This window comes from Chitinophaga sp. RAB17, from assembly GCF_052114225.1.
Lineage (GTDB): Bacteria > Bacteroidota > Bacteroidia > Chitinophagales > Chitinophagaceae > Chitinophaga.
Window position 1 is genome coordinate 45,106 of the sequence record NZ_JBFREI010000017.1, and the last position, 25,584, is coordinate 70,689.

The following is a 25,584-nucleotide window of genomic DNA, read 5'->3' on the forward strand; positions in this document are numbered from 1 at the left end:
TTGTTAACCCGCGCTGATGTTTTTTGTGGGATTAGCAGCTACCGCCCGCATTACCTGCAAGGCCACCGTGGTGAGTGTAAGTAAGACGGCAAAGCTGCCGGCGGCTATAAATATCCAGCTGCTGATGTTTACCCGGTAGGCAAACCCCTGCAGCCAGTTATGCATCACTGCCCAGGCCACCGGCGAAGCCAGCAGGAATGCTATCAGCACCAGCTTCATAAAATCTCCGGAAAACAATACAACTATATCAGACATACCCGCGCCTAATATTTTGCGAATACCAATTTCCCGTATCCGTTGCTGTGTAGCAATATGCGCCAGGCCAAACAATCCGGAGCAGCATATAGCGATAGACAACAGCGCCGCGATATAAATGATTTTTTTCCAACGTTGTTCCTGTACATATTCGCGGGCATTTAATTCATCCAGGAACTGAAAGGTAAATGCTGTTTCGGGTAATGCTTTTTTATAGGCTGCCGCAAGCGCTGCGAGGGCAGCGGGTTGACGCTGCTTATCCAGTTTTAGCCAAACCGCGCCACCATAGGTGGGATGCTGTATCATCACCAGCGGTGTAATGCGTTCCCGCAGGGATCCGGTATGAAAATCTTTTACCACCCCGGTGATCATCCGGGTTTCTTTATCAAAATATTCATCAGTATGTATGCGGGTACCTATCGGATGTTTGATGCCCGCAGCTTTTAAAAAAGCTTCATTTACGATGGCGCCGTTAGAAAGCGCAGCGGTAAAATTTTCGCCTTCTTTCAGGGAAATCCCCATGGCTGCAAGGTAGTTGTTGTCAATCACCCGGTGTACCGCGGCGATCTGTTTACCCGGCAGCTGCACGGCAGATGTGCCACCCCGTTCGCCGCCAAAGGATACCACGCTGATGCCCGGTTCTTTCGATAACTCACTTTTCAGCAATTCCTGTACAGGATGCAGGTCCCTGTCGCCGCTGATATGGGTAACCACTACCTGCTGCGGCCGGTAGCCCAGGTCCTTGGTCCGCACATAATCCATTTGCCTGTAAAATAGCAGGGTGATGATCATAAAGAATACCGCCAGTGAAAACTGTGTAACAATCAGTATCCTGCCAAGCAACTGACGGCCAAACAGGTGCCGCTTGCCTGAAAATGCCTGCAGGGCACTGAAATCGGCTAATACATAGGCAGGATAGGCACCTGTTAATAACACGATAACGGACAGTAACGCCGCACAATACAAGAGTAGTTCGCCATTAAAAATAGCAGACAAGGTAATGGCTTTACCAGCCAGGGTATTGAATAGTGGCAATACTGCTGCTGCCAGCAGGAATGCCAGGGTGAATGCCAGTCCGCAGAGCAGTCCTGATTCTACCAGGAATTGGACAATGATTTGCCGGCTGCTGCTACCGTTAATTTTCCGCACGCCTACTTCTTTGATACGCTTTAATGAGCCAGCCAATGTAATATTGATAAAGTTGATACCGGCCATCAGGAGTATAAATACCGCGATACCCAGGAAGATATAAGAGAATACCGGGTTGCTGCCATTGATAACGCCGCCTTCCCGGCTGCCCTCCGCGTTATATAATGGGTGGAGGTGTATATCCGTAATCGGCTGTAGCCCAAATGCCATGGCGGGTTTACCGACAACTGCATAGGTGCTTTGAACACGATTCAGTTTGCTGGTCACGGCAGATAATGTGGCATCGGGGCGCAGCACCACAAAAGTGCTGAGATAAGTATTGAACCAGTCGGTATCATTAAATGATAGTTGCAGAAAACGGAAAGGCAGCAATACATCAAACTGCACAGAGGAATGCAGGGGTGGGTCTTTAACTACGCCGCTAATGACCAGTGGCTTTCCCAGCATACGTGCAGAAGGATCTGCATCCATACGGAGCAATTGTCCAACTACATCTGTGCGATTAAAATATTTCAATGCGGTACTTTCTGTAATCACTGCCGAACCTATATCATGCAGGGCTGTAGCCGGATCGCCTTTTATCAGCGGAAAGGTAAACACTTTGAAAAAACTTTCATCTGCAAAGAGCAGCTGTTGTTTCAGTACTTTATTATCACCAATGATATCACCGTAAATATCTCCTCCCATTACCCGGCTGTAATCAACAATTTCAGGTACCTGTGTTTTGAAAGCCGGGCCCTGTAACTGCCCCGTGTTGCCTGTTAGTTGCGGGATATTATCTGCGGGTGTAACGGTAGTGGTTACACGATAAAGACGAGGGTTGTTTTCATGGAAAGCATCGAAGCTGTGTTCATCTTTCATATATAATACCGCCAGCAATATAGCCGTAATACCCAGTGCCAGCCCGCAGACATTGATCAGCATATAAAGTTTGTGCTGCCTGTGATGACGGAAGGCTATTTTGAAATAGTTGATGAACATAGTTTTCGGTGCTTTAGCGGGGACCCTGCGTCAGAAAAGATGCCACGTTTTACCGCATATGACAATCAGGAAGTTAATACTTTTAAGAGAAACCGGATTGTTCATTATAGTACTCCGGTGTTCAAATGTGAACAAGGAAAGTAGTTGGTAGAGAAGATTACCGGCCGGGGAATGAGGAGCATTATGCCCCGATCTGTTTTATAGCCCCCAGCATCAATTGTACTCTTTCTGCAACAGTTGCTTCCGGTAAAATGATCAGATCATAATTCAGCTGCTGATAAGTCTTTACCATCTGATCATAAGTACGTACTGCCTCTTCAAAGGATTGTTTCCGCTCGTTATCCTGCTCATAGATAGCCGGCCATGGGGGGGTAATAAATACGCTTGTGTTAAAACGGTATAAGATAGCCACCTCGCGCATGGCAGCCGGTACCGGTAAGGCACAAAGTTCCAGGTAGCCGATGGTGTCTGCAATACCACGATCAAAAAATACCGGTGACTGTTGGTCGGCGAGGGCCTTAAAATCGAGCAGCGAGCGTTTAAACATCAGCCGGGCAAAAGCACTCCGGTTGGCCCAGGGGAGCGCATTACCACCAGTCGCCACCTGTTGCCGGATAATATCCCTTCCCGTTTCCGGTACACAGGTATATCCCAGCTCGCTCAATGCCGTAATAACGGCGGTTTTACCCATGCCGGGTCCGCCGGTGATAATAAAAAAATTGTCTTTTTTCATGATGAAATATTTGAAAAAAAATAAATATAAGGGAGGGGAGTGGGTGAGAAGAAGCTGCAATGTAGTAAAAAAAAGACGCGCTGCAAACTGTGGATTTTCAGACTATCTTTGGGGTATCTATGCGGCAGGGACTGAAGCAACTAATATATCAATCCGCTACACACTACTGGAATCACATCGTTAATTTAGGTGTGCATCCTGCCATGCCCTACATTGAATCGAGGCGTACGATGTTGCTCAACTTAATGGCGCTGCCCTGTATTCCTTTCATGTTTTTCTATTGTATTTTAAATGCCTTTCAGGGCAGGTACCTGTTATCGGCATTAAATGCAACTACCACGTTAGCCGCCGTCATTGTATTGCTGCTACATAAATACCGCATGTATCTCTCTGCGCGGGTGGTCCTGATATTCTTCAGCTCAGTGCTATATACTTTTACCGGCTTGTACTTTCATAATGGCGCCGAATATTTTTTATTGAATATCCTGGTAGTAACGATATTGGTATATGATAACAAATGGATTGTTGGATGCCTGAGTATATTAATTACGACCGCGTTTCTCCTGATCATATTTATGCCACAGTCCTGGTACCTCGCGCCACCAGTGCCTGCGCAGCGGGTATGGAGTAATGTCGCTATATCGCTGGTATTCCTGATTGCAGCACTTAGTTTTTTTAAATATATCCAGTCCGGCTACCAGGAGGAAATCGAAAAACAGCGACAGGCACTATTGGCCATGAACAAAGATAAAGAGAAGCTCTTCTCTATTGTTGCGCATGATATCCGTAGTCCGCTGGCCACGCTGGAGAGTTTACTGGACATGTTCCAGAAAGGAGAATATCCCCGGGATGACATGGAGGAGGCGGCCGCCGTACTTCATAAGAAAGTGGCGCAGCTGGGAGGCACACTGGATAATGTGTTGCGCTGGAGTACCCGGAGTATGAAGGGAATTCAGACCAGGCCCCGTCATTTTTTATTGGCGCCGGTGATGAGTGAAGTCCTGCTTTTTTTTGAACTGATTATACAGCAGAAAAATATGATAGTAGATGTACAGGTGCCCGTCAATACTACCTTGTATGCCGATAGGGATCAGGTGTCTGTTATTCTCCGTAACCTGTTCAGCAATGCGCTTAAATTTAGTTATGCCGGAGGAAGGATCACGGTAATTGCCGGGCAAACGGATCAACAGGTGGCTATCAGCATTACCGACTATGGTGTTGGGATGGGGCCGCAGCAGCTGAATACGCTTTTCACCTCGCAGCAGCAGCCGGCATATGGCACCGGCGGCGAAAGAGGTACCGGCATTGGCCTGATGCTTTGCCGGGAATTTGCAGAACAGAACAACGGGTTCATTGATGTGGAAAGCGCTCCGGAAGGCGGCACCACCTTTATTGTATTGCTCAGCAAGGGAGATGTCCCCGTCAATGAACCAGCTGTTTCTAATTAACTATTGGAACTTCAACGCCAAGCTGGCACTAAATCTTCTCGGCATCATCCGGCTGATATAACTCCCCCGGTACACTTCAACGGTTAAATTATCCGTCTTCAGCGTAATACATATCCTGCGCGCCCTCGTTTTTCTGGTTGGAAAAAAAACCTTGTGCAATAAGAAAAACTTTTCAGCCACCCCGATTAACGCTGAAGAATTACATATTTATTCTATATTTGCAGGGACTATGTCAGATCCCTATTCTTTATTCATGCAACGTATCATGTTCCGTCATCCCATACTTTCTCTTTCCCTTTTGCTGTCTCTTTTATTTGCGGGTTGTGCCAAGGAGAAGTCGTATGAGCTGCCAACAGATCCAGGTACAGGGATACCGGTGCCCGGCGGTGGCGATGCTGCATTTGCCTTTGTAGCCGCGGCTGGCAACTGCTCTGATGCCAAAGCTGCCGGCATTTTTCTGACAGGAAAAATACTGGATGCAGATGCTAACGTGACGGTAACGGTGAACGTTACACGAAAAGGTAACTGGGTATTAACCAGCAATGTAGTGAACGGTATGCTGGTCATGGGAACAGGTACTTTCACCCAAACCGGACCTCAGGTGATTACACTCCGGGTAACCGGGCTGCCGCAAACTGCGGGCGTCAGCAATATTTTGCTGGGCACCGGCACAGTGGGCTGCGGTGTAGCCATTACTGTTAGCGGAGATGACACTACCGGCGAAAATGACTACTATTATAAAATCACTGTGAGTGGACAAGTGTACGAACAGCACGCCACGGAAGACAATCATTACATACCCGGCTCCGGACTCGATGGGGTGGATGATGTGAACTTCTCCGCCGGCATCAATTATTCAGACATATCTGGTGGAGTACCACCGGCAGGAACCACCGGCTTTGGGGTTAAAATAGGGATGATGCATAACTACATGAGCGCTTCCGATAAAGCGTTTACTGATTTCTTTGCCCTGGGTAATTATTCCTATGTTAAAGATTTTAATACTGCCAAAGGAGTGAGCATTTACTGGTTAGATCCCCAGGGAGAAGAATGGAGTACCCAGGCGGGTACCGCTGATCAGACCGGCAGCACCTTTACCATCATCAGCACGGCTGATGCAAAGGCATTTAACGGACTTTATCTCAAAACAAAAATGCAGTTTAAATGCAAACTGTATAATGTGAACACGGGTGCCATGAAGGAAGTAACGAACGGAGAAATGGTAGGCACATTTGGTAAAATATAAAAGTAACGTTGCCGCATATACGTATCACCAACTGAGTACATAAACTAAAGCTACTACCTATGGCCAAATATGATGACGCTTCCTGGCATTACGGAGGCGACTATCCGAAAGACTTACCCAATGCAAATGCAGCCACGCATATCGGCATGTTTTTAAACTGGTGTATTGATAACGATCTGTTGTCGGAAGAACAAACCGATGATTTCGAAGAAGATATTGAGAAAGTAAAGAACAGAACCCTTACAGGTGCAGAGTTCCTGATCAGCGTTTGTGATGAGAAATTTACAACAGACGACCTGGGCCAGCTAGGGAATGACTTTGCCAAAGCCTACTATGCCCGCAAGGAAAAAACGGCTTCCGCCAAATACGCCAGTTATTTCGAGGACTATGAGAAAGTATTCAGTAGTGGCACTGCATTCGACTTATACAGGGTGGCTAATACCTGGGAAAATTATGATCTCATCAAACCATTAATCGACCAACGATTTAAAGAGTGGAAAGGCTTCCAGTAATCGGGAGCCTTTATTTACTGCAATGCTTCCTGTGCCCGCATGACATGGTCTCTGTTGGCATTGCCCCATTTGTCAATAGCGTCAATCACGGGTAAGATACTTTCTCCCACCTCTGTAAGATAATATTCTACCCGCAGCGGTACTTCTGCATACACCTTTTTCCAGACCATCCCATATTCTTCCAGCTCCCGCAGCTGCATATTAATCACCCGGGGAGCAGCCGTATTAATGGCCGCATGCAGCTCGCTGGGCCTTCTGATACCTTTGTTAATACCGTCCAGTATACAGGGTTTCCACTTGCCGCTCAGGACTTTCATGCTAATATTGATGCCACATTCCAGGTCTTCAGGAATTTTTCTTTCGTACATATACAGGTAATTAAAGCACAATTTTAATTAAATAATGTGGCATAGGGAATAATTATTCCGTGCCGGAATCTTTCTTCCCTTATTTTTTAGCTGCGTGATCCGGCGGAAGTTTGTGTCATGAAAACGAATAATATGACAGCAAACAAAGGGGCCGTAACGGTCATTGGTCTGGGTGCCATGGGCATCACATTAGCTGAACTCCTGTTAAAGGATGGATATAAAGTAACTGTCTGGAACCGCAGTCCGGAAAAAGCTGCTGCCCTGGTAGCAGCAGGCGCCATACTCGCCGCCGATGCCGCCGCAGCAGTGGCGGCCAGTCCGGTAACGATTATCTGCGTGTACAATCACGAAGCGACTTTCCATATCCTGGATACCGCCGCTGTGAGAAACGTATTACAGGGACGTACTTTATTGCAGCTCACCACTATCAGTCCTGTAGAATCCCGCTTATCTGCCACCTGGGCAGCCGGTAACGGTGCCGCCTATATGAATGGCGCCATACAGGCCGCGCCGGCACAAATGGGTAACGCTGATACGCCTATCCTGGTATCCGGTCCGCAAGCAGTATACAACACGGTTACACCATTTTTGCAGGTATTCGGGGGAAATATCACTTATCTCGGCGATGCCGTGGCGGCAGCCCCTACGATGGATCTGGCGACTTTATCCTACATCTATGGCTCGGCAATAGGTTTCTTTCATGGCGTGAGGATCAGTGAAGCAGAAGGCTTCGGGGCAGATACATATGCAGCGATTGTAGGCGGCATTACGCCTTCCTACGGAGAATTCCTGAAGCATGAAGGCAATATGATTTATGCGGGTAATTATAGTGTAACACAAAGCCCGATGAGGATTTCTGTAGAAGCGACTGCCCGCCTGGAACAAACGGCTGTGGAGTCAGGTATCAACAGCGCTTTCCCGGCTTTTGCAGCAGCATTGTTTAAAAAGGCAGTGGCAGCTGGTTACGAAGATGAAGAAGTTGCGGCGTTGATCAAAGTCCTGCGTAATCCTGCCTGAATGTGATTTTGTTTTACATTTGCCTTTTAAACAAGGCTTTATGCAGATCCTGGTAATTGAAGATGAACAACGGGTAGCAGAAATGATCAAAAAGGGACTGGAAGAACAGGGCTTCCGGATATCGCTTGCCTATGATGGGGAGATGGGAAAGAAACTGGCCCTGTCCCAGACTTTCGATCTCATCATCATGGACCTCATTCTGCCTAAGATCAATGGACTGGATCTGTGTAAACAAATACGCAGCGTGCTGCCCGATTGTCCCATCATTATGCTTACCGCCCTTGGCACCACCGATGATAAAGTAGAAGGTTTTGATGCCGGCGCCAATGACTATCTCGTTAAGCCTTTCGATTTCCGGGAACTGCATGCCCGCATCCGCGCACTGATCAAAAGAAACCAGGCAGGTACCAATACGTACAGCCAGGGTTTCCTGCTGCGTTTCGCAGACATGGAAATGAACCTGCAAACAAAAATTGTAAAACGTGATGAGGTGGTCATTGACCTGACACCAAAAGAATTCCGGCTCCTCGAATACATGATGAAAAACCCGGAAAGGGTATTGTCACGCACCGAAATAGCAGAGAAAGTATGGGATACCTTCGATTCCGGTACTAACTTTATCGATGTATATATTAATTACCTGAGAAAGAAAATAGATAAAAATTTTCCTACAAAATTAATCCATACCCGATCAGGAATGGGTTTTATATTTAAAGCAGAGTGAAAATAAGAATCCGGCTCATATTATTGTTCCTGGTGCTTTTCGGAGTGCTCTTACTCGCTTTTGCGGTATTCGTTTATCTCTCTTCTGCAAGTACCCGGAAAGAAGATTACTACGAACACCTCAAAAGGGAAGCCATCACCAAGGCCAATATGCTGCTGGATGCCAAAGTGCCCCCCAATGTATTACAGCTGATGTATAAAAATGCGGATAATGCTTTGTTCGGGGAAGAAGTGGCGATCTATGACACCGCTTTTAACTTATTGTATCATGATGCGGTGCAGATCGACAAAGTAAAAGAAACCCGGGCCATGATCAACCAGATCCTGGCAGAACAGGTCATCATGTTTGAGCAGGGATCCTTACAGGTGGTAGGACTCCTCTATGAACATAACGGTAGCCGTTACGTCATTACCGCCGCCGCTACCGATAAATACGGCCTGCAACGCCTGCAGCGGCTGCAATACAGCCTCATTTTTTCATTTATTGGTATTATTGGTCTTACGATTATTGCCGGCTATTTTTTTGTTGGTAAAGCCCTCAAACCGGTAGAGGAAATGATTGATAAGGTAGAAGAGATTACTGCTACCAACCTGGATTTGCGGGTACCCGTGCAAAATGAAAAAGATGAGATAGGAGAGCTGGCCACCACCTTTAATAAAATGCTCGACCGCCTTGAACATTCGTTTGATGCACAGAAACATTTTGTCAGCAATATTTCCCATGAGCTGCGCACGCCGTTGGCCACCATTGTAGGAGAGCTGCAGATTGTGCTGACAAAAGACAGGACTACCACCGAATATAAAGAAGTGATCAGCCTTGCACTCACCGATGCCAGGCGACTGGTAAGACTTTCCAACGGATTACTGGATATGGCCAAAGCTAATTATGACCATACAGAAATAGGTCGTAAGGAGTTACGGGTAGATGAGCTACTTATGGATGCCCGCAATACCGTGATCAAATCAGCCGAGGATTATAAAGTAGATATTCTGTTTGAACAGGAAATTGAAGATGATGATTTCATTTCTGTTAACGGCAACGAATACCTGCTGAAAGTAGCCTTTATTAACCTCATGGAAAATGCCTGTAAGTTTTCTCCGGACCATCAGTGTACTGTTTCTATCAATTATTTTGAAAGCGACCTGGTGCTGCGATTTATGGATAAAGGCATTGGCATCAGTGATACCGATCTGCCCAATATCTTTTCCGCCTTTTACAGAGGCGCCAATATGGATTTTACCCGGGGCAATGGTATTGGCCTTTCTTTAACTCAGAAGATCATCGGCATGCACCAGGGCACTATCAGCGTGACTTCCAGGATACAGGAAGGCAGTACCTTTACTGTAGAAATACCGCACTTATAAACCTTCGTCTCCCCAGGCATAGCGCTCTAATAAATTTCTAATAAAATTCTGTTCCACCTCTAACGGCCTATACCGCAGTGCCGGCGTACATTTGCAACGCATTAAAAAACAAAAAAGATCATGGACGCTGGTCCCGAACGTTACTTTATTTCTTCATCTCCTGCCTGATAACATAGCCCTGCTGTGCCTATCAGCAGGGAAAACATAGCGCTGTGTTATACTTATCAAATGCTGTAAATAAGCACCCACATTTTGTGCGCAACTACGCCTTCAGAAGGAAGTCCGGCATGCCTGAAATCAGGAGAATAATGCCAGGAGGCAATGAAGAAAGCGCCACCACCAAACTGCAACAGGTAGCGGCTGCGGATCAGCCGGAATATCTGTCCCTGCTGGATAGCCACCTTGATGGATTATCTGTTGCACAGGCGAGGAAACGTTTAACGTTAACAGGGCCGAATGAAGTACACCACGAAAAAGCGCCTTCCTGGTACAAACAACTGTTTACGGCATTCGTTAATCCTTTTATCGCTATCCTGCTGGCCATTGCGTTGATTTCATTTATCACCGATGTATGGATGGCGGCTCCCGGCGAAGGAGAATACAAAACCGTGATCATGGTAGGCATCATGGTGATGGTAAGCTCCCTGCTTCGTTTTTTCCAGGAATACCGCAGCAACCGCGCCGCGGAGCAACTGAAAAGTATGGTGAAGACTACGGCCACGGTACTACGTAAATCCAAAGAGAAAATAGAAACAGATATCAAACAACTGGTACCAGGTGATATTATTTTTTTATCTGCCGGAGATATGATCCCCGCCGATTGCCGCCTGGTACAGTCGAAAGACCTGTTCGTAAGTCAGGCCATGTTGACTGGTGAATCATTACCTGTAGAAAAGCATAGTCTCCCGCTGGCGAACGCTTATCATAAAACGGTGCTGGAGTTGGATAATATCTGCTTCATGGGTACTAACGTAGTAAGCGGCGCCGCTACAGCTATTATTGTCAATACCGGTAACCAAACCTACTTTGGCTCCCTCAGCAAATCTATTACAGGCAAACGTGCCGAAACCAGTTTTGATAAAGGCGTAAATAAAGTAAGCTATCTGCTCATCCGTTTTATGCTGGTGATGGTACCACTGATTTTCCTCATCAACGGATTGGTGAAAGGCAGTTGGTGGGATGCCCTGCTCTTCGCCATTGCAGTGGCAGTAGGCCTTACCCCTGAAATGCTGCCCATGATCGTTACTGCCAACCTGGCGAAAGGAGCGGTGAACATGAGTAAACGTAAAGTGATCATCAAACGCCTGAACGCCATCCAGAATATTGGTGCGATGGATGTATTGTGCACCGATAAAACAGGTACGCTGACCATGGACAAAATTGTACTGGAAAGACACCTGAACATTTTTGGAGAAGAAGATGAAGAAGTCCTGAAATGGGCGTATCTCAACAGCTTTCATCAAACCGGCCTTAAAAACCTGCTGGATGTGGCCGTGCTGGAACATGTGGAACTGCACGATTACCTGAAAGTAGAAGAACACTACCTTAAAGCAGATGAAATTCCTTTCGACTTTCAACGCCGCCGCATGTCTGTTATCCTGAAACAGCGCAACGGCAAACAACTGTTGATCTGTAAAGGAGCTGTAGAAGAAATGCTGCTATTATGCACGCATGCCTTTGATCCGGGCGAAGACAAGGAGCTGCATATCGAGACTGACAAAGTGATTGCTATCGATGAAAGCGTAAGAGAAAATATTCTACGTATCTCCGGTAAACTCAACGAAGAAGGACTGAGAGTATTGCTGGTAGCTATCCGCGAGTTTGATGACCGTGCATTGACGTACACGGTGGAAGATGAAAAAGACATGGTACTTACCGGCTTTATCGGCTTTCTCGATCCGGCAAAACCCTCTGCCCGTTTAGCGATAGACGCATTACAAAAGTTAGGAGTACGGGTGAAAGTACTCACCGGCGACAATGAAATCGTGACCAGGAAAATATGCAGGGAAGTAGGAATTTCTTTCAACGAAATATTATTGGGTAATGACATAGAGCAGATGAGTGATGAAGCCCTGGGTGAAAAAATAGATGAAGTAGCTATTCTCGCAAAACTCAGCCCGGTGCAGAAATCAAGAGTGGTAAAGCTGTTGCAGTCGAGAGGCCATACGGTGGGCTTTATGGGAGATGGTATTAATGATGCCGCCGCCCTCCGTGATGCAGACGTAGGCATCAGTGTAGATACGGCGGTAGATATCGCCAAAGAAAGCGCGGATATTATCCTGTTGGAAAAAGATTTAATGGTATTACGCAAAGGTGTTATTTATGGCAGAAGAACTTTCGGCAATATCATTAAGTACATCAAGATGACGGCCAGCAGCAACTTTGGTAATATGTTCAGCATGATAGGCGCGAGCGCATTATTGCCTTTCCTGCCTATGCTGCCTGTTCAGATCTTAGTACAAAACCTGCTGTATGATATTTCACAGGTATCTATTCCCTGGGATGAAATGGACCAGGACTTTATAGACCAGCCGAAGAAATGGGATGCATCAGATATCTCCAGGTTCATGTTGTTCATTGGCCCGGTGAGTTCCATTTTTGACTACGCCACTTTTGCGCTCATGTTTTATGTGTTTAAAGCGGCCAGTCCCGAACACCAGGGCCTGTTTCAGACCGGCTGGTTTGTAGAGGGATTATTATCACAAACGCTGATCGTACATATGATCCGCACCCGTAAAATACCCTTTATTCAAAGCTGGGCAACTGCACCCGTGGTGGCATTGACCAGTGTGATTATGCTCATCGGTATCGCGATTCCGTTTACACCGTTTGCCGCTACACTAAAAATGGAGCCACTTCCATTGTCCTATTTTCCCTGGCTCGCAGCTATTTTATTTGGTTACTGTATGCTGACACAAGTCATCAAAAACTGGTATATCAGGAGATTTAACCAATGGTTATGAGTCATTCAAAACGGTGGTGGATCACCACTATTATAGTGGTCCTGTTGCTGATTGCGATAGACTGCTGGATTAGCAGCCATTGCGCAGGAAGGTAGTCAACAGGACCACTTCGGGTACTATATCATTTTTCAATCCGCAAACATCATGAGAACAAGACTAATTGCCGCAGGCATGCTGACCGCTGCTGCCTGTCATTCTGTAAAGGACGCCCCTATCACGACTGCCGTTCCGCAGGGAGATACGATTACCCTCCCGGCCGGATCAATCGTAAAGAACCGGATTAAAATCAATGCCGTAGTAAGTACCCCTTATAGCCGGGAGGTGAGCACCGCCGGAACTGTGAAAGCTATTCCCACTCAGTATGCAGAAATAGCCCCGCCTTTCCAGGGCCGGGTCACGAAATCCTATTTGCACCTGGGCATGAAAACACAACTGGAAGCACCTTTGTTTGAAATCAGTTCGCCGGATTTTATTGCGGCACAAAAAGTTTTCTTCCAGGAAAAAACACAGTTGCAGCAGGCCGAAAGAACCTGGCAACGGCAGCAGGACCTGATGGCCAACGGAGTGGGGACACAGAAAGACCTGGAAGAAGCGCTGACTGCCTATGAAGTAGAAAAGAAAGAGTATGAAAACGCCGTCATGGGCATTCGCATTTTTAAAGTCAACCCTGCACAATTATCTCTCGGACAACCACTGGTGATACGTGCGCCGGTGGCGGGAGAAGTAATAGAAAATAAAGTAGTGCTGGGACAATTTATAAAAGATGATGCTGCCAGTGTGGCTACCATCGCCGACTTATCCGGTGTATGGATTGCCGGACAGGTAAAAGAAAAAGATATCCGCTTTATTCATACCGGTGACGAATGTACGATTGAAGTAGTGGCCTTACCGGGTGTACTGCTTAAAGGAAAAGTATATCACGTAAATGCCGTGGTAGATGAAGATACCCGCAGCGTCCAGGTATTAATTGCCGTCACCAATACCGATCATGCCCTGAAACCCGGCATGTATGTAACTGTAAACTTTAAGGATCATCCTGTGCCTTCGCTGCTGATCCCCGCCACTGCATTGTTGCAGGCCAACGATGCGCCCTATGTATTTGTAGCCACCGGGGAAGCGCAGTTTGTAAAACGTACTATTACTACCAATGGTACCAGCAACAACCAGGTGGTAGTTACTGCCGGTCTTCAGGCTGGCGACCGGATTGTAACCGAAGGTGGATTTTACCTGCTGGACGCTAAATAAGTACTCCTGTTTATCAACGACTTTTTATGAAGAAATTAATATTTACCGCTATTGAAAAGCGCTGGCTTTTTGCTGTGCTCTTTTTACTCCTGGCCCTGTTTGGTTATTACTCCTGGAAACAACTATCTGTGGAAGCTTATCCGGATATCGCGGATGTAACTTCCCAGGTAGTTACCCAGGTACCTGGTCTGGCTGCAGAAGAAGTAGAACAGCAGATTACCGTTCCGGTAGAACGTGCGCTGAATGGCATGCCGGGCATGCACGTGATGCGTAGCAAAAGTACTTTCGGCCTGTCCGTTATCACCATTGTATTTGAAGATGGTATGGAAGATTACTGGGCCAGGCAACGCATCACCGAACGACTCAGCGATGTAGACCTGCCTTACAGTGCCAAACCCGGACTGGACCCATTGACTTCGCCCATCGGTGAAATATACCGGTACATTATTGAAAGCAACAACCATGACCTGAAAGCCATCACCGACTTACAGAACTGGACCATTATTCCCCGCATCAAACAGGTGCCGGGCGTAGCAGATGTGACCAATTTTGGTGGTATCACCGCCCAGTACCAGGTGGAGATTGATCCGCAGCTGCTGGAGCAGTACCATGTATCACTGGCAGATGTGCAGGCGGCCATCAGTAACAACAATGCCAATGCCGGGGGGAGTGTACTCACCATTGGTGATCTTGGTTATGTAGTGCGTGGTATAGGGCTGGTGAAAACATTGGAGAGCCTTGGTGATGTGGTGGTAAAATCGGTAAACGGTGTGCCCGTATTTTTAAAAGACCTGGGACGTCTCAAACTGGGTAACCTGGAACGCAAGGGCATCCTGGGTTACACCGATAGAAAGGTGAATTACAGTGAAGGTGATGAAGGCATTGTATTGTTGCTGAAAGGCCAGAATCCTTCTGTGGTACTGGAAGGCATACACGCTGCAGTTGCTGATCTTAATCAACATATTTTGCCGGCGGGTGTCACCATCCGTCCCTACCTGGATCGTACGCAGCTGATCAACAATACCCTGGATACGGTATCGCATACATTGCTGGAAGGTATAGGGTTGGTGATTATTGTGTTGATCATTTTCCTCGGTAACTGGCGTGGGGCACTGATTGTGGCCATCACCATTCCGCTTGCGCTGCTGATTGCATTTATATTGATGCACTTCACCAACGTTCCTGCTAACCTGCTTTCCCTGGGCGCCATTGATTTTGGGATCATTGTAGATGGGGCCATTGTGATGATGGAAGCCATCCTGAAAAAGCGGGAAGATAATCCGGAAATGGAATTGTCCGAGACTGGCATTGCGCAGAAAGCGGCGGCAGTGGCTAAACCTGTCCTTTTTGCTACTGTCATTATTATCACTGCCTACCTGCCTTTGTTTTCTTTTGAAAGAGTAGAACGTAAGCTGTTTACACCGATGGCTTTTACCGTAGGCTATGCCTTGCTGGGCGCATTGGTCGTAGCATTGTTGCTCATACCCGGTCTCGCGTTTGCGATATATCGCAAGCCCCGTAAGCTGTATCATAATAAATGGCTGGAGCGGTTAACAAACGCCTACCGGCGGCGGTTGGAAAAGATCATGGAAAAACCCAGACGGGTATTTGTTCCATTGGCGTTGGTGCTGACGGGGGCGGTGATCCTTTCCTTTACGGTAGGGAAGGACTTCCTGCCACCGCTGGACGAAGGTTCTATCTGGCTGCAGGTGCAACTGCCTCCCGGGATATCGCTGCAGCGCTCCAAGGAAATGAGCGATAGTTTGCGGCAGCGCACCATGCAATTTGGTGAGGTAACCTACATGATGGTGCAGGCCGGCCGCAATGATGACGGCACAGATCCCTGGACCGCCTCGCATTTTGAATGTTCTATTGGCCTCAAGCCCTATCATGAATGGAAGAACGGTCGTACCAAGGGAGATCTTATCAACGATCTGTCTGCCGCTTATGCCGCGATGCCGGGATATAACGTGGGTTTCAGTCAGCCGATGATTGACGGCGTTATGGATAAAATATCCGGGGCACATAGTGAGCTGGTAGTAAAAGTATATGGCGATGATTTTAAAGAAACGCGGCGCATGGCAGAAGAAATATCCGCTACGTTAAAACAGATTCCGGGAGCAGCAGATGTGGCCATCGACCAGGAGCCGCCACTGCCGCAGTTGCAGATTGCCATCAACCGTGATGCCATTGCACGCTACGGCCTCAACGTGAGCGATGTGGCGGAGCTGATAGAAGTGGCCATCGGCGGGAAAGCCATCTCACAGGTCTTTGCCGGCAATAAAGTATACGATGTCATTTGTCGTTATACCGATGAAAGCCGTAACACGCCAGAGAAAATTGCAGGTCTGATGCTCACTTCTGCCACAGGCGCAAAGATCCCGTTGTCGCAGGTGGCCACTGTAAAAACAGCCACCGGGGAAAGCACCATTACCCGCGAGTTAAACAAGCGGCACCTGACCGTGAAGCTCAACCTGCGGGGCAGCGACCTCACCACATTTCTGCAGTTGGCACAGCAGCAGATTGAAAAGAAGGTGCACTACAATCATGAGCTGTATAGTATTAAATGGGGCGGACAGTTTGAAAACCAGCACCGGGCCTATGCCAAGTTGATTGTCGTAGTGCCGTTGGCGTTAGCTATCATGTTTTTACTGCTCTACGGCGCCTTCGGGAAATTCCGGCAGGCGGGCCTGATCATCAGCATTGTGCCGCTTGCATTATTCGGTGGGATGCTGGCACTGAACATTCGTGGCATGACGCTGAATGTATCTTCCGCAGTGGGTTTCATTGCCTTGTTTGGCGTGGCCATTCAGAACGGAGTGATTTTGATTTCACAGATCAATGATTTGAGACAGCAGGGCTACCTGTTGCTGCAGGCTGTTATAGAAGGGGCGCGTAACCGCTTCCGGCCGGTGCTGATGACGGCCTCCGTAGCCGCCCTGGGCTTGTTGCCGGCTTCCTTTGCCACAGGCATCGGTTCGGATGTGCAACGTCCGCTGGCTACCGTAATTGTATATGGACTGCTGGTGGCTACAGCTATCACCCTGTTCGTATTGCCGGCGCTGTATTATCTCATCGAAAAGAAATGGAATTCTTCACCTGAAGCGTAAAGTCATTGTATGCAGTTTTTTAAAAGATATCTTATACTGGCGGGGGCGCTGTGGCTCATTCACAGCACCGCCCTTGCACAACGGGACAGCAGTTTTAATAAAACGCCGCTCTCCCTGCCGCAATACCTGCACCTGGTAAGCACGCAGCACCTGGGCTATGCGGCGCAGCAATATAATGTGAGCATCGCCGCTGCCGGCATAGAAAGCGCTAAAGTTTTCCCGGATCCGGAACTATCGCTGGGAGGTTTCGATAATCAGCACCGGGCACTCCATCTTTCTTATGGCTATAATGCAGGACTAAGCACCACCATTGAACTGGGAGGTAAAAGAAAAGCCCGCATAGGACTGGCCCGCAGCAACCTGGAACAAAGCCAGGCCCTGTTGCTCGACTATTTCCGCAACCTCCGCGCAGATGCTACCCTGGCCTGGTTTAATGCCATGCAACAGCAACACCTGTACGAAGTACGGCAACAGTCTTATCTCCTGATGCGGCAGCTGGCAGATGCAGATGCCATCCGTTTTCAAAAAGGCGTGATAACGGAAACGGATGCACGCCAATCGAAACTGGAGGCAGACAACCTGCTGAACAGCGTGTATCAGCAGGAAGCCGACTGGAAAGCCGCGCTGTTACAACTGAATATCAATACCGGACATGCACATGCGGATACCCTGTTATGGCCATCGGGCAACTTTGAACACCTGCAGCGGATATTCATCTTACAAGACCTGGTGACCAACGCACAAAATACCCGTGCAGATGCCGTAGCAGCCAACGCCGGCAGGGTAGTGGCGGATAAAACCCTGACACTGGTGAAAGCAAACCGGAAAATAGATCTGGGCATCAATGCAGGCGTAGGGTATAATGCAGAAGCTACCAGCGAAATTGCGCCTACACCCCGTTACGTTGCCAGCAGCGCCGGCATTTCGGTACCACTGAAGTTTTCCAATCACTATAAGGGAGACCTGCATGCTGCACAATATGCAGTGAAACAGGCAGCACTGGAGTATGAACAGGTACTGCTGCAAATCCACACCGATGTGATACAGGCCTGGTTTAATTACAACGCAGCAGGGCAACAGGTAAAACAATTTGAAAACGGATTGCTGGCAGATGCGCAAAAAGTATTGCAGGGGAAAGTATACAGCTACAAACGTGGTGAAACCTCCCTGCTGGAAGTACTGAATGCGCAGCGTACCTGGAATGAAGTACAGCAGGATTATTACCAGACCTTATACAGCTATGCCGCAGCGCTGGTTGCACTGGAACGTGCCGCCGGTACCTGGGATATACAATAATTGTAAAATTATTATCTTGGCATAAACCCAACAGGAATGAGTAACGGAGATAAAGTATGTTTAGTTACCGGAGCGAGCAGCGGTATCGGTTATGCCATCGCCGATGCATTAAGGGCAGACGGTTTCCAGGTAGTAGCTACCGCCCGCCGGGAAGACCGGCTCCTGCAGCTACAGGCACCTAACGTAGCGATTTTAACCGGCGACCTGAGCGATGCTATTTTTCAGGATAAGATAGAAACGTTTGTATATGAACAATTCGGCAGGTGCGATTATCTTTTTAACTGCGCCGGTACTATTGCCACCGGTACTATCGAAGCCATAGATATCGACAAGGTAACCGATATGATACAACTGAATGTGACTGCCACCTTCCGGTTGACGTATAAATTATTGAAACGCTTTCGCCAGCAGGGATCCGGTCATGTCATTAATATATCCAGTATCCTTGGTACCAAAGTAAGACCTACCGCAGGCGCTTATGCCGCTACTAAGTTTGCGATGGAAGCCTTGTCGGAGGCACTACGGATGGAGCTTACCGGCAGTAATATACAGGTGTCCTGTATTGAACCCGGACTGGTGATGACAGAGCTGCATAAAGATTGGGAAGTGCATCCGAAAGATGGGATGGGCATTCATGAACCTCTCAGCACCGGCGACATTGTGGCCACCGTGAAATTTATCATGCAGCAGCCCGCACATGTAAGAATTCCACGGCTGATGATTTTGCCGAAAGACCATAATATTTAAAACTGCCGGCGGATACCACCTGGTGTCCGCCGGTCAGGACACTACAGGATAGTTTATTCGGAAGGTTCAGTATATTGTCAGGTATAACTGATTCCACGTTGATATGAAAAAACGATTGATACCAGCGCTCGCCGGACTATTATTTGTTACTACTGCGCATGCGCAGCAGCACGTATCCAAAGTAACACCATCACTGAAGTTTGAAAAGCAGACCATCGCCGCAGAAAGCTATGAGTCGGTGGCTGTGTTTGATGTAAATAATGATAAGATCCCTGACCTGGTATCCGGTGCTTTCTGGTATGAAGGACCGGCGTATTTTAAACGTCATTATATTGGTCCGGTTAAGCAATACGGAGAATACTGGGATGATTTTTCCACCATCCCTTTTGATGTAAATGGAGATGGCCGCATGGATTATATTACAGGTGGCTGGTTTGGAAAAACGCTGGTATGGAAAGAAAATCCCGGCAATGATAATGAGTGGAAAGAACATATCATCGCTACGCCTGGCAATATAGAAACTACCCGTTCCTGGGATATAGACGGAGACGGCGTGCCGGAGATCATCCCCAATACCCCCAATGACCCACTGATTATTTTCCATCATAATAAAGCTACCGGGGAGTTTACTGCCCATAAGATCCTGGACAGAAAATCCGGTCATGGTCTTGGTTTTGGAGATGTGAACGGAGATGGCCGTGTAGACATTATAATACCGGAAGGCTGGGTAGAAGCGCCCGCGGCACCATTTACGGCGCCCTGGACTTTTCATCCGGAGTTTAACCTGGGCACCGCCAGTGTACCCGTGATCGTTACAGACGTGAACAAGGATGGGTTGACAGATTTAATTGCAGGGCAGGGCCATGATTATGGGCTGGACTGGCACGAACAAAAAAAGGATGTCAAAACAAATAAGCGCACCTGGATCAAACATGTCATTGATCCCTATAATTCCCAATACCACACCATGGCATGGGCAGATATTGACGGGGATGGCGCGGAAGAACTGGTAACGGGTAAGCGTTATCGTGCCCACAACGATCATGATCCAGGCTCTGATGATCCCTGTGGTATTTATTATTTTAAATGGAATGGTGAATCTTTTACCAAGCAGGTGATCAGCTATGGCTCAAAAGGGGCGGGGCTTTACTTTGGGATATATGACCTTACCGGCTCCGGTAAAAAGGATATCATCGTAGCCGGTAAGGATGGGTTGTTTATCTTTTATAATAAAGGGAATAAGTAATACTATAGTTTAACAAATTCCACTCTTCTGTTATTGGCTTTTCCTACCTCGGTGGTATTGCTGTCTATCGGCTGCGTTTTGCCTTTACCGTTAGTGACCATTCTGCCGGCATCAATACTGAAATTTTTGGTGAGGGCGGTCTTCACGGCTTCGGCTCTGCGTTTGGATAATTCCAGGTTCAATTGTTCGTTGCCATCGGCATCGGTATGGCCGGTGATGCTCACCCGTAAGGCGGGGTTTTCTTTCAGCACCGCGGCAATATCCTGTAAGGCGCCGTAGGATTCCGGCAGTATCACATCACTGTTGGAATTAAAGAGAATACCATGGGTAACGAATTTACCTTCGGTAACCAGTTTGTTCCGGGTATCGGGGGCACCTACTGCGAGGCGTATATTGCTGAGAAAGAAAGTGCCACCACTCTGACCATAATCCGGTGCATAAGTCGCAAAAACCAGCGCATTCATTACGGCGCCTGCATCCAGTGCGCGGGGCAGGTCCAGTACTTTGGTGCTGTCCAGGTATACTCTTACTCTTTGTTTTTGCCGCCAGATAGCTATTCTTACCGCGTTCTTTTTGGGCACATTAAAAGCGGGCATTGCAGATATGGTATTGCTGCCTATTACGTTGGAGGAATAGTGCAACATCCCGCTACCGGAAGATTTTGGCGTGAGTGTTACTTTAAAGGAGGGGATGGAACTAACATCATGTTCATCGCCATAACTAAATTTTTCTTCCGTATTGGCCGCCTTAATCAGGCTGATGGTGAATCCGCCAATGCTGGAAATGTTGTTGTTGGCCATCACATCGGCCTGCAGGGTGAAATTTTCCGGCAGGTTGCCCGTCAGGTATTCAGGAAAAAAGATACCATCCTGCTTCATGCTGAGCCATTTGCCGGGGCGGTTGTCTACTGTTACCAGTTCCGCGCCGGAGTGGGTATTCCATTGTCCGGGAAATTCACCTATGGCGTCCTGGGCGAACGATTCTTCCACAATTATTTTTTCTCCCGGTACAAAATCGAAATGAGAGTAGGCAGTAATGTCTGTCTTTATATTCGTACCTGCTTTACCGTTATCAACTGTATTTTCCGGGGTTCCGGCAGGAGCTGGCGTAGTTGCTTCCGGTGGCTGATCAGCAGGGGGAGGCGTCTCTTTTTTCTTGCCTTCCGTAGCCTGGTCAATGGTTTTATCTATTTTTTCATTGACCTTCTGTTGTACTTTGTTTTTGATACGGTCGAAGATCTGAGCACTGGCACTGGTTGCCAGGCTACAAACAATTGCTGTGAGTATTAACTTCTTCATTACTAGGGGGTCCTTTATCTATGGTCTCTATAAAGGAGTCCGCAAGATAAGGATGTTGTAAATATCAGAGACATGATTTTTGCATTATGCGTCCGGATGCTCCTGTGCGAGCCAGGTTTCAATGGCGGCGCCCAACTCGGCAGTCAGGGATGTTTCATTGTCTTTTCCTTCTTCAAACCAGTGGTTCGCGCCTTCATTGTCCTGTCTTCTGAGCAGGTGAATTGTTTTTTCCGGCAGGCGGACAATAAAGACATTTTCATCTTGGCGGGAAACGCCGATTTCATGGTCATGCAGTTGTATATGGAAGGTACTCATGGCAATATGTTTATGTCATTCGTACAATCATTATGCCCTCCTGTGTATTATATATCAACTGGTTGGTCCTTTTTTTGTTTCTTCGCAGCTGAGTCCTCTTTATCCTATTTATTAGACCAACAAAATGTGCGTATGATCATTAAAGAGTTACCTGTTGTCATTGAAACCCCGAAAGGGAGTAGCGAAAAATATGATTTTGATCCGTTATCCCGGTTTTTTGTTCTCAGCAAAATATTGCCCGCCGGAATGGTTTTCCCTTATGATTTTGGTTTTATTCTGGGTACCAAAGGGGCAGACGGTGATCCGCTGGATGTCATGGTGATTTCTGAATTTAAAAGTTTCCCTGGCTGTCTGATTAAATGTCGTTTGTTGGGCGCCATTAAGGCGGAACAGCGGGAGAGAGATGGCACCATCCTGCGAAATGACCGCTATATTGCGGTTCCTGTAGTGTCTAAAATCTTCAAAGGAGTGGACGCGGTGTCTGCGCAAACCATCAAAGAGATAGAGCATTTTTTTGTTTCCTATAATGAACAGGAGGGAAAACAGTTTACCCCATTGGGCTATATAGAAGCCGCCCCTGCATACGAACAGATAAAGTTTCCGGATAAATAAAGCTGGCAGAGCAGCTTTCGTCACGATTATTGCAATTGTAAGGAGGATAGGAGAAGCACGGACGATCATAGCGGTATCCCCGTTTGCTGGTATTGCAGCCGTTGCGATAGGAAAGGCTTACGGGGAACAAAAGAACGGATCAGCTCTACGGGAAAACAGTATCCTACACAAATTGGGTGTTTTGTGCATTTTTTTACCCAGTTTTAAGCTGACTGTGGATTTTAATAGCATCAATGTAGCGCGTGGATCAACCATCATAAACCTTTACGATTTTATTTTTTGTACGATGATAAATGCCCCATTGAAGGCAACTTTGAGTGAACTGTCTGCACCTTCATTTGGATTTCTCGCTGGTGGCGGAGAAACAGGTGAACTGATACGTTCCTATAACTGGACCAATACCCCACTGGGGCCAGTGGACCAATGGCCGCAAAGTTTACAGACCTGCATGCGTATTTTGCTTACTTCCCCTCAACCGATGTTTTTGTGGTGGGGTAGTGAAGCCATCCATATATATAATGATGCCTGCCGGCTATTGCTGGGAGATCAGCATCCCGGCGCTTTGGGCCTGCCGGCATCTGCAGTTTGGGCCGGACTCTGGGATCAGCTGCAACCACGATTTAAAGACCTCCTGGTGCCTGGCACCGAGACCTCTGATACCCCTTTACTACAGATGGTACAACGGGATGGGCTATACTATAATTTCAGTGGCAGTCCCATTGCAGACGAAAAGGGCCACATCGCCGGTATTCTTTCCATTGGCGCAGTATTACCGCATCCAACGCCTTCTTCTTTTGTTAAAACAGATATCAGCAGCTTTACCAAAGGATTGCTGGCGCATTTCGATCCTGTTATCCGACAGGCGAAATTAACCCTCGTCATTAGTATTGAACCAATCATTGATGAAGTATACATAGACCGGGAAATGTGGGAGAAGATCCTCCTGACGCTATTGGCTAACGCACTGAAATATACGTTGAACGGCGCCATTGCGGTAAGACTTGCCCAGCAACAAGGACAGGTTCAATTGTCGGTAGCCGATACGGGCATAGGCATGAGCCCTTTGTTGCTCGCGGAGATCAGGCAAAGCCTGCTCCGGCAGGAAGATTGTAATAATGGTCTAGCCCTGGTAAATGAGCTGGTAGCAAGACATGCAGGTGAATTGCAGATCAGCAGCTCGCCGGGAGAAGGCAGCACTTTTTACGTGACCATTCCGGCAGGAAAAGAACATTTGCCGGCAGACAAATTGAGCAACGGAAATAGCCCGGTAATATATAAGCAATACAAGGACTTTTTATCTGCGATGGAATCCAACATCCGGATATCCAAAGAAAGACTACGGCAGGATACCGGAGCGGAAGCCTACCGGCAGTTAATAGAATGTTTACCTGCGGCAATATATACCTGTGATAAATATGGACGTGTACTCATGTATAATGAGGCGGCCGTAGCCCTCTGGGGCAGGGAGCCCCGGGCCGGTGTAGATATGTGGTGCGGCTCCTGGAAAATTTATGAACCGGACGGTATTACCCCCATCGCACTCGATAGTTGCCCAATGGCAGAAGCGATCAAAGGCGCAGTTCCTGTCAGAGGTAAAATAATCGTGGTAGAACGACCAGATGGTAGCCGCAGACTTATACAACCTTATCCTGATCCGCTTTTTGATGCGGACGGTATATTGACTGGTGCCGTGAATATGCTGGTAGACATTACTGATCAGAAGTTCGCAGAAGAATATGTATCTAAACTGGCGGCCATTGTGGAAAATTCAGATGACGCCATTATCAGCAAAAACCTGGATGGCGTTATTACCAGCTGGAACCCTGGCGCCGAAAAGTTATTCGGATTTACTGCCGAAGAAATGATCGGAGAAACCATTACCAGGATTATCCCACCTGATAAGTTGAATGAAGAACCTAAAATAATAGAGCAGCTGAAGGCAGGGCAACGGGTAGACCATTTCCAAACGAAACGTCTTACGAAAGATGGGAAATTACTGGACATCTCGTTAACCATCTCCCCGGTAAAAGATATGCAGGGTAAGGTGGTTGGTGCCTCCAAAATAGCCCGGGATATCAGCCAGCAGCGGCAACTGTTTTCCGCACTGAAGGAAAGCGAAGCCAAGTACATGCAGCTGGCCTATAAGCTGGAAGTCCTGGTAGAACAACGCACGCGTGAACTGCAGGATGCTAACTTCTATCTCGAAAAATCAAACCGTGAACTGGAACAGTTTGCCTATGTAACCAGTCATGATCTGCAGGAGCCGCTGCGCAAGATTCACACTTTTGCAGGCATGTTATATAACGTAAACAAAGATATCCTTTCCGATACTTCCCGGATGTACATTGACAAAGTGATGTTCAGCGCCAAACGGATGTCGCAACTGATCAATGAATTATTGGATTATTCCCGGCTCGTACATGTGAAGGATCCTTTTGTGGAAACAGATCTTAACGAAATACTGAAAAATGTACTGATAGATTTTGAGGTAGCTATCAGTCAGCATGATGTGCAAGTGGACACGGCGGAATTGCCGCGCCTGTTTGTGAGCCCGTTGCAGATGAACCAGTTGTTTCACAACCTCCTGGGAAATGCGCTTAAATTTTTATCACCCAACAGGAAGCCGCAGATAAAAATATATGCGGAACCGTTATCCGCAGACGAATTGGCAACATTGCCGGATCTGGACCAGGAGAAAGCTTATGTTGTCATTATTGTAAAAGATAACGGGATAGGTTTTGATCAGATGTATGCCGATAAAATATTCCAGATTTTTCAGCGGTTAAACGAGCGTACTGCATTTGAAGGAACCGGTATAGGACTGGCTTTGTGCAGTAAAATTGCCATTAACCATAAGGGATATATTTATGCAAATGGTGTTCCTGATAAAGGGGCAGAATTCAAAGTGGTTTTACCGGCAATGCCTTAGGGCATTGTTGCCGTTTTGTTAATTAT

At 47.4% G+C, this 25,584-nt stretch carries 19 protein-coding genes; 14 read left to right on the top strand and 5 right to left on the bottom strand.

Annotation, left to right across the window (positions count from 1 at the left end):
• Window positions 1-3 precede the first annotated feature (3 nt).
• Together AB4Z08_RS32950 and AB4Z08_RS32955 are read right to left on the bottom strand one after the other, a co-directional pair.
• Window positions 4-2,385, bottom strand: coding sequence for an ABC transporter permease (locus AB4Z08_RS32950; RefSeq protein WP_441578046.1), 2,382 nt, complete (start codon window positions 2,383-2,385; stop codon window positions 4-6).
• 181 nt (window positions 2,386-2,566) lie between these two features.
• Window positions 2,567-3,118 carry an AAA family ATPase gene (locus AB4Z08_RS32955; RefSeq protein WP_441578047.1) on the bottom strand — a complete coding sequence of 184 codons (552 nt, stop codon included), beginning with the start codon at window positions 3,116-3,118 and terminating at the stop codon, window positions 2,567-2,569.
• 89 nt (window positions 3,119-3,207) lie between these two features.
• Here AB4Z08_RS32955 and AB4Z08_RS32960 point away from each other — a divergent pair, with 89 nt between their 5' ends.
• The 3 genes from AB4Z08_RS32960 (at window position 3,208) to AB4Z08_RS32970 (ending at window position 6,324) form a co-directional block, all read left to right on the top strand.
• A complete protein-coding gene (locus tag AB4Z08_RS32960; RefSeq protein WP_441578048.1) occupies window positions 3,208-4,566 on the top strand; it encodes a sensor histidine kinase in 1,359 nt (452 codons plus the stop codon).
• Window positions 4,567-4,819: 253 nt separating this feature from the next.
• The gene (locus AB4Z08_RS32965) at window positions 4,820-5,812 is read left to right on the top strand and encodes a hypothetical protein (RefSeq protein ID WP_441578049.1); all 993 of its coding nucleotides are present in this window, start codon (window positions 4,820-4,822) and stop codon (window positions 5,810-5,812) included.
• A 59-nt stretch (window positions 5,813-5,871) separates the two neighbouring features.
• Window positions 5,872-6,324 carry a DUF7832 domain-containing protein gene (locus AB4Z08_RS32970; protein WP_441578050.1) on the top strand — a complete coding sequence of 151 codons (453 nt, stop codon included), beginning with the start codon at window positions 5,872-5,874 and terminating at the stop codon, window positions 6,322-6,324.
• A gap of 14 nt (window positions 6,325-6,338) precedes the next feature.
• On the opposite strand, the gene AB4Z08_RS32975 is transcribed toward AB4Z08_RS32970, so the two are convergent.
• Entirely contained in the window at window positions 6,339-6,692 is a 354-nt protein-coding gene (locus tag AB4Z08_RS32975) for a winged helix-turn-helix transcriptional regulator (protein ID WP_441578051.1), read from the bottom strand.
• A 132-nt stretch (window positions 6,693-6,824) separates the two neighbouring features.
• Here AB4Z08_RS32975 and AB4Z08_RS32980 point away from each other — a divergent pair, with 132 nt between their 5' ends.
• The 9 genes from AB4Z08_RS32980 (at window position 6,825) to AB4Z08_RS33020 (ending at window position 20,404) form a co-directional block, all read left to right on the top strand.
• The gene (locus AB4Z08_RS32980) at window positions 6,825-7,709 is read left to right on the top strand and encodes an NAD(P)-dependent oxidoreductase (protein ID WP_441578052.1); all 885 of its coding nucleotides are present in this window, start codon (window positions 6,825-6,827) and stop codon (window positions 7,707-7,709) included.
• Between the two features lie 40 nt (window positions 7,710-7,749).
• Window positions 7,750-8,433, top strand: coding sequence for a response regulator transcription factor (locus AB4Z08_RS32985; RefSeq protein ID WP_441578053.1), 684 nt, complete (start codon window positions 7,750-7,752; stop codon window positions 8,431-8,433).
• Window positions 8,430-9,797 (top strand): ATP-binding protein, encoded by a 1,368-nt coding sequence (locus tag AB4Z08_RS32990; protein WP_441578054.1) that lies wholly within the window; start codon window positions 8,430-8,432, stop codon window positions 9,795-9,797. The genes AB4Z08_RS32985 and AB4Z08_RS32990 overlap by 4 nt, the downstream gene beginning before the upstream one ends.
• Before the next feature lie 212 nt (window positions 9,798-10,009).
• The gene (mgtA, locus tag AB4Z08_RS32995; RefSeq protein ID WP_441578055.1) at window positions 10,010-12,760 is read left to right on the top strand and encodes a magnesium-translocating P-type ATPase; all 2,751 of its coding nucleotides are present in this window, start codon (window positions 10,010-10,012) and stop codon (window positions 12,758-12,760) included.
• Between the two features lie 144 nt (window positions 12,761-12,904).
• A complete protein-coding gene (locus AB4Z08_RS33000) occupies window positions 12,905-14,005 on the top strand; it encodes an efflux RND transporter periplasmic adaptor subunit (protein WP_441578056.1) in 1,101 nt (366 codons plus the stop codon).
• A gap of 26 nt (window positions 14,006-14,031) precedes the next feature.
• On the top strand, window positions 14,032-17,115 hold the full coding sequence (locus AB4Z08_RS33005; protein ID WP_441578057.1) for an efflux RND transporter permease subunit: 3,084 nt from the start codon (window positions 14,032-14,034) through the stop codon (window positions 17,113-17,115).
• Window positions 17,116-17,124: 9 nt separating this feature from the next.
• Window positions 17,125-18,411, top strand: a complete 1,287-nt coding sequence (locus tag AB4Z08_RS33010; RefSeq protein ID WP_441578058.1) for a TolC family protein — start codon at window positions 17,125-17,127, stop codon at window positions 18,409-18,411.
• A gap of 36 nt (window positions 18,412-18,447) precedes the next feature.
• The gene (locus AB4Z08_RS33015; protein WP_441578059.1) at window positions 18,448-19,158 is read left to right on the top strand and encodes an SDR family oxidoreductase; all 711 of its coding nucleotides are present in this window, start codon (window positions 18,448-18,450) and stop codon (window positions 19,156-19,158) included.
• A gap of 103 nt (window positions 19,159-19,261) precedes the next feature.
• Complete coding sequence (locus tag AB4Z08_RS33020; protein ID WP_441578060.1) at window positions 19,262-20,404, top strand: FG-GAP repeat domain-containing protein; 1,143 nt, start codon at window positions 19,262-19,264, stop codon at window positions 20,402-20,404.
• Window positions 20,405-20,406: 2 nt separating this feature from the next.
• On the opposite strand, the gene AB4Z08_RS33025 is transcribed toward AB4Z08_RS33020, so the two are convergent.
• Window positions 20,407-21,702: an OmpA family protein gene (locus AB4Z08_RS33025; protein WP_441578061.1), complete on the bottom strand. Its 1,296-nt coding sequence runs from the start codon at window positions 21,700-21,702 to the stop codon at window positions 20,407-20,409.
• A gap of 84 nt (window positions 21,703-21,786) precedes the next feature.
• Window positions 21,787-22,017, bottom strand: a complete 231-nt coding sequence (locus AB4Z08_RS33030) for a hypothetical protein (RefSeq protein WP_441578062.1) — start codon at window positions 22,015-22,017, stop codon at window positions 21,787-21,789.
• Between the two features lie 132 nt (window positions 22,018-22,149).
• Between AB4Z08_RS33030 and AB4Z08_RS33035 the strand changes: the two genes are divergently transcribed.
• Complete coding sequence (locus AB4Z08_RS33035) at window positions 22,150-22,629, top strand: inorganic diphosphatase (protein WP_441578063.1); 480 nt, start codon at window positions 22,150-22,152, stop codon at window positions 22,627-22,629.
• A gap of 301 nt (window positions 22,630-22,930) precedes the next feature.
• The gene (locus tag AB4Z08_RS33040; RefSeq protein ID WP_441578064.1) at window positions 22,931-25,558 is read left to right on the top strand and encodes a PAS domain S-box protein; all 2,628 of its coding nucleotides are present in this window, start codon (window positions 22,931-22,933) and stop codon (window positions 25,556-25,558) included.
• The last annotated feature ends 26 nt before the right edge of the window (window positions 25,559-25,584 follow it).

Bases quoted from the DNA above. Each gene is read 5' to 3' on its own strand.
- AB4Z08_RS32950 (WP_441578046.1), bottom strand. From the start codon at position 2,385: ATGTTCATCAACTATTTCAAAATAGCCTTCCGTCATCACAGGCAGCAC.
- AB4Z08_RS32965 (WP_441578049.1), top strand. From the start codon at position 4,820: ATGCAACGTATCATGTTCCGTCATCCCATACTTTCTCTTTCCCTTTTG.
- AB4Z08_RS32955 (WP_441578047.1), bottom strand. From the start codon at position 3,118: ATGAAAAAAGACAATTTTTTTATTATCACCGGCGGACCCGGCATGGGT.
- AB4Z08_RS32970 (WP_441578050.1), top strand. From the start codon at position 5,872: ATGGCCAAATATGATGACGCTTCCTGGCATTACGGAGGCGACTATCCG.
- AB4Z08_RS33020 (WP_441578060.1), top strand. From the start codon at position 19,262: ATGAAAAAACGATTGATACCAGCGCTCGCCGGACTATTATTTGTTACT.
- AB4Z08_RS33035 (WP_441578063.1), top strand. From the start codon at position 22,150: ATGATCATTAAAGAGTTACCTGTTGTCATTGAAACCCCGAAAGGGAGT.
- AB4Z08_RS33025 (WP_441578061.1), bottom strand. From the start codon at position 21,702: ATGAAGAAGTTAATACTCACAGCAATTGTTTGTAGCCTGGCAACCAGT.
- AB4Z08_RS32975 (WP_441578051.1), bottom strand. From the start codon at position 6,692: ATGTACGAAAGAAAAATTCCTGAAGACCTGGAATGTGGCATCAATATT.
- AB4Z08_RS33010 (WP_441578058.1), top strand. From the start codon at position 17,125: ATGCAGTTTTTTAAAAGATATCTTATACTGGCGGGGGCGCTGTGGCTC.
- AB4Z08_RS33000 (WP_441578056.1), top strand. From the start codon at position 12,905: ATGAGAACAAGACTAATTGCCGCAGGCATGCTGACCGCTGCTGCCTGT.
- AB4Z08_RS32980 (WP_441578052.1), top strand. From the start codon at position 6,825: ATGACAGCAAACAAAGGGGCCGTAACGGTCATTGGTCTGGGTGCCATG.
- AB4Z08_RS33005 (WP_441578057.1), top strand. From the start codon at position 14,032: ATGAAGAAATTAATATTTACCGCTATTGAAAAGCGCTGGCTTTTTGCT.
- AB4Z08_RS33015 (WP_441578059.1), top strand. From the start codon at position 18,448: ATGAGTAACGGAGATAAAGTATGTTTAGTTACCGGAGCGAGCAGCGGT.
- AB4Z08_RS33030 (WP_441578062.1), bottom strand. From the start codon at position 22,017: ATGAGTACCTTCCATATACAACTGCATGACCATGAAATCGGCGTTTCC.
- AB4Z08_RS32985 (WP_441578053.1), top strand. From the start codon at position 7,750: ATGCAGATCCTGGTAATTGAAGATGAACAACGGGTAGCAGAAATGATC.